We start from the raw sequence: 4,663 nt of genomic DNA, 5'->3' as shown, positions 1-4,663 counted from the left end.
CCGCCAACCACCGGCGCCAACACCACATCCGGCACGACACCGAGCCCAGCCAGACCCCCGACACCGTCCCCGTCCAGCACCGCCCACGTACCGGAAAAGCCATCCACCACACCCGCCGGCACCCAGTCGAGCCGGAACAGGCCGTCATCAGCTCCCGGAGCCATCAGCTGGTCGGCGGTGACCGAGCGCAGGCTCAGCTCCTCGACCGTGGCGACGGGGGCGCCGGTGGTGTCGGCGAGGTACAGGGCCACCGCGTCCTGCCCGGCCCTGGTGAGCCGGACCCGGGCGGCCGTCGCCCCGGTGGCGTACAGACGCACACCACTCCAGGCGAAGGGCAGCCGGGTGTCACCGGACTGCGGCAGGACCCCGAGCCCCATGGCGTGGAAGGAGGCGTCGAGGAGGGCGGGGTGCAGAGCGAACCGGCCCGCGTCCTCCGCCTGTTCGGAGGCGAGGGAGACCTCCGCGTAGACGTCCCCGCCGTGCCGCCAGGCGGCGGTCAGGCCCTGGAACGCGGGACCGTACTCGTACCCGGCCGAAGCCAGCGACTCGTACCAGCCCTCCAGATCCACCGCCTCCGCACCCGCCGGCGGCCACACCGAAAGATCCACGGTGTCCTGCGGCGTACCGGCGCCGGCGGCCAGCGAACCGGACGCGTGGGCGGTCCACGCCTCGTCGGCGTCCGGGGCCTCGGCGCGGGAGTAGATGCCGAGCGCGGCACGACCGGAGCCGTCCGGGAGTCCGACGGTGACCTGGATCTGGACCGCGCCGTCGGCCGGCAGGACCAGCGGCGCCTGGAGCGTCAGCTCCTCCAGAACGTCCAGCCCCGCCTGCTCACCGGCCCGCAGAGCCAGCTCGACCAACCCCGTCCCCGGAAGCAGAACCGTCCCGAGAGCCGCGTGATCCACCAGCCAGGGATGCGAACGCAACGACAGCCGCCCGGTGAACACCGTCCCCGCACCATCGGCCAGCGACACCGCCGCACCGAGCAGCGGATGCTGCGCGGCGCCCAGCCCGAGGGCGGCCGCGGCCTCCTCGCCACGGGGGCCGGAGTCGGCGGACAGCCAGTACGAGGTGTGCTGGAAGGGGTACGTCGGCAGGTCCACGACCCGTACGCCCTGCCCCTCGAACACCGCCCGCCAGTCCACGGGCACACCGCGCGTGAAGAGCCGGGCGAGCGCGCCGGTCGCGGTGAGCGCCTCGCCGCGGTCGCGGCGCAGCGCCGGCGCGACCTCGATGCCCGGCCCCTCCTCCTGGGTGGGGAGACTGTCGCGGGTCATCGGGGTGAGGACCGCGTCGGGCCCGATCTCCAGGAAGGTCGTCACACCCTCGGTGTGGAGGGTGGTGACGCCGTCGGAGAAACGGACCGCCTCACGGATGTGACGCACCCAGTACTCGGCCGTGGTGATCCGCTCCGGGTCTGCCAGAGCCCCCGTCAGGTTCGAAACCAGCGGAATCCGGGGCGGGTTGAGGACCAGCCCGTCCACCACGGCACGGAAGTCGTCGAGGATCGCGTCCATGCGGGGCGAATGGAACGCGTGACTGACCTGAAGCCGCTTCGCCTTGCGGCCCCGCGCCTTCCAGTACTCCCCCACCGCCAGGACCGCATCCGTGTCACCGGCGACCACCGTGGAAAGCGGCCCGTTGACCGCCGCGACAGCGACACCGGCACTGAGCGTCGGAAGAACCTCCTCCTCCGACGCCTGCACCGACAGCATGGCCCCGCCCTCGGGCAGAGCCTGCATCAGCCGGCCCCGAGCCGTGATCAACCGCGCCGCATCGGACAAAGACAGGACACCGGCGGTGTGGGCCGCCGTGATCTCACCGACCGAGTGACCGGTCACATAGTCCGGGGTGATGCCCCAGGACGCGTACAGACGCGTCAGCGCCGTCTCCACCGCGAACAACGCCGGCTGCGTATAAGCCGTCGTGTGCAGCAGACCCGCCTCCTCGGAATCCGGATCCGCCCACATCACCTCCCGCAGCGGACGATCCAGATGAACGTCCAGCGCCTCGCACACCTCGTCCAAAGCCGCCGCGAACACCGGATAGGCGTCATACAGCTCACGTCCCATCCCCAGCCGCTGACTGCCCTGCCCGGTGTAGAGGAACGCCAGGGCGCCCTCGTCCACGACACCACGCACCAGACCCGCCGAAGGCCGGCCCTCCGCCAGCGCCACGAGCGACTCCCGCACCGCACCCGCGTCCTCGGCCACCACCACCGCACGATGCTCAAGCGCCGCACGCCCCGTCGCCGCCGTGAACGCCACATCCCCCAACGACACCCCCGACCCACCCTCCAGGTGGTCGAGGAGCTGCCGGGACCGCTCGCGCAGTGCCTGGTCGTTGTGGCCCGTGACGACGAGCGGTGTGACCTGGCCGGGGAGAGGCCGTTCCTCCCCCTGGGTCTCCGGCTCCGGCTCCGTCTCGGGTGCCTGCTCGACGATGACGTGGGCGTTGGTGCCGCTGATCCCGAAGGACGACACGCCTGCCCGGCGCGGGCGGCCCGTCTCCGGCCACGGCCGCTGCTCGGTCAGCAGCTCCACACCGCCCGCCGACCAGTCCACGAACGACGACGGCTCGTCCACGTGCAGCGTGCGCGGCAGCACACCGTGCCGCAGGGCCATGACCATCTTGATGACGCCGGCGATGCCCGAAGCGGCTTGGGCGTGGCCGATGTTGGACTTGGCGGAGCCGAGCCAGAGGGGCTGGTCGGCGGGGCGGTTCCGGCCGTACGTGGCCAGCAGCGCCTGCGCCTCGATCGGGTCGCCGAGCCGGGTGCCGGTGCCGTGCGCCTCGACGGCGTCCACGTCCGCCGGGGAGAGCCGGGCGTCGGCCAGCGCGGCGCGGATGACGCGCTGCTGGGCGGGACCGCTCGGTGCGGTCAGGCCGTTGCTGGCGCCGTCCTGGTTGATCGCGGTGCCGCGGATCACGGCCAGCACCCGATGCCCGTTGCGTATCGCGTCGGACAGCCGCTCGACCAGCACCACACCGACGCCCTCGGACCAGCCGGTCCCGTCCGCCGCCTCCGCGAAGGACTTGCAGCGGCCGTCACGGGCGAGGCCCTGCTGGCGGCTGAACTCCACGAAGGTCCCCGGCGTCGCCATGATGGCCACGCCTCCGGCGAGCGCCATCGTGGACTCGCCGCGGCGCAGCGACTCCACGGCCAGGTGCAGGGCGGTGAGGGAGGAGGAGCAGGCGGTGTCGACGGTGACCGCGGGGCCTTCGAGGCCGAGGGTGTAGGCGACCCGGCCGGAGAGCACGCTCGCCTGGCTGCCCGTGAGCCGGTGGCCCTCGACGCCCTTGGTGGCCTCGTGCAGGGCCGGGCCGTAGTCGTGGTACATCAGGCCGGCGAAGACGCCCGCCTTGGTGCCGCGCAGGGTGGACGGGTCGATGCCGGCGCGCTCGAAGACCTCCCAGGAGGTCTCCAGGAAGAGCCGCTGCTGCGGGTCCATCGCCAGCGCCTCGCGCGGCGAGATCCCGAAGAAGTCGGCGTCGAAGCCGGCGGCGTCGTAGAGGAAGCCGCCCTGGTCGGTGTAGGAGGTGCCGGTGCGCGCCGGGTCGGGGTCGTGGAGACGCTCCAGGTCCCAGCCGCGGTCGTCCGGGAAGCCGGAGACCGCGTCCCGGCCCTCGGCCACGAGCTGCCAGAGGTCTTCCGGTGAGGTGACCCCGCCGGGGTAGCGGGCGGCCATGCCGACGATCGCGATCGGCTCGTGCGCCGCGTCCACGAGTTCGCGGTTCTTCTGCCGCAGCCGGGCCGTCTCCTTCAGCGACTCGCGGAGAGCGTCGACGACCTTCGACGAGGGGGTGTCCGTCATGTTCTTGCCGTTCTCGGAACTCATCGCAATCAGAGGCTTTCCTGTGCCAGGCGGACCAGGGCGTCGACGTCCATGTCGTCGATCAGGTCCACGTCCACGTTCAGGTCCATGTCTGTGCCGGGCGCGCTGTCCGGGGCGTCGGCCGCCGGGTCCGCGGAGTCCGCGCCGGTCACGCCGGTCGCGCCGTCCGTGGGAGTGCCGGCGGGCGCTTCGGGTCCGGTGCCGGGCACGAGTTCGGCGCGCAGCAGCGCGGCCACCTCGACCGGGGTGGGGTGGTCGAAGACGAGGGTGGCGGGCAGCCGGAGGCCGGTGGCCTTGTTGAGGCGGTTGCGCAGTTCGACCGCGGTGAGCGAGTCGAAGCCCAACTGCTTGAATCCTCGCCGTGCTTCGACCTTGACCGCCGCGCCGAGCACCGCCGACACCTCGCCCCGCACCAGGTCGAGGAGCGTCTTGTCCTGCTCGACGGTGCTGAGCGACGCGAGCCGGTCGGCGAGCGACGCGGCACCCGCCGCGCCCGCCGCCGCGGGGGCCGCGGCGCGCCGTACGACCTTGCGGACGAAGCCGCGCAGCACGGCAGGGACGCTGTCCGCGCGCCGGGAGCGCAGTCCCGTGACGTCGATCCGGGCCGGCACGAGCAGGGCCCGGTCGAGGGAGGTGGCGCGGTCGAAGAGGGCGATGCCCTGCTCCGGGGAGAGCGCCGTCATGCCGGTCGTACGGATCATCCGCTCCCGGTCGGCCTCGTCGAGCTCCGCCTCCATGCCGCCTTCGGCCCAGAGGCCCCAGGCGAGGGAGGTGGCGGGCAGGCCCTGGGCGCGGCGCTGTTCGGCGAGCGCGTCCAGGAAGGTGTT

Annotated in this window: 1 protein-coding gene; it reads right to left on the bottom strand. The window is 72.9% G+C overall.

Annotation, left to right across the window (positions count from 1 at the left end):
* Nucleotides 1–4,663: type I polyketide synthase (locus tag ACF1ED_RS37160; RefSeq protein ID WP_391767790.1), on the bottom strand; the 4,663-nt coding region annotated here is incomplete at both ends.

The organism is Streptomyces sp. NPDC014656, from assembly GCF_043084305.1.
In the GTDB taxonomy this organism is placed as follows: Bacteria; Actinomycetota; Actinomycetes; order Streptomycetales; family Streptomycetaceae; genus Streptomyces.
Note: the sequence above shows the minus strand (reverse complement) of the source record. Positions and strands in the feature narration are given on the sequence as shown.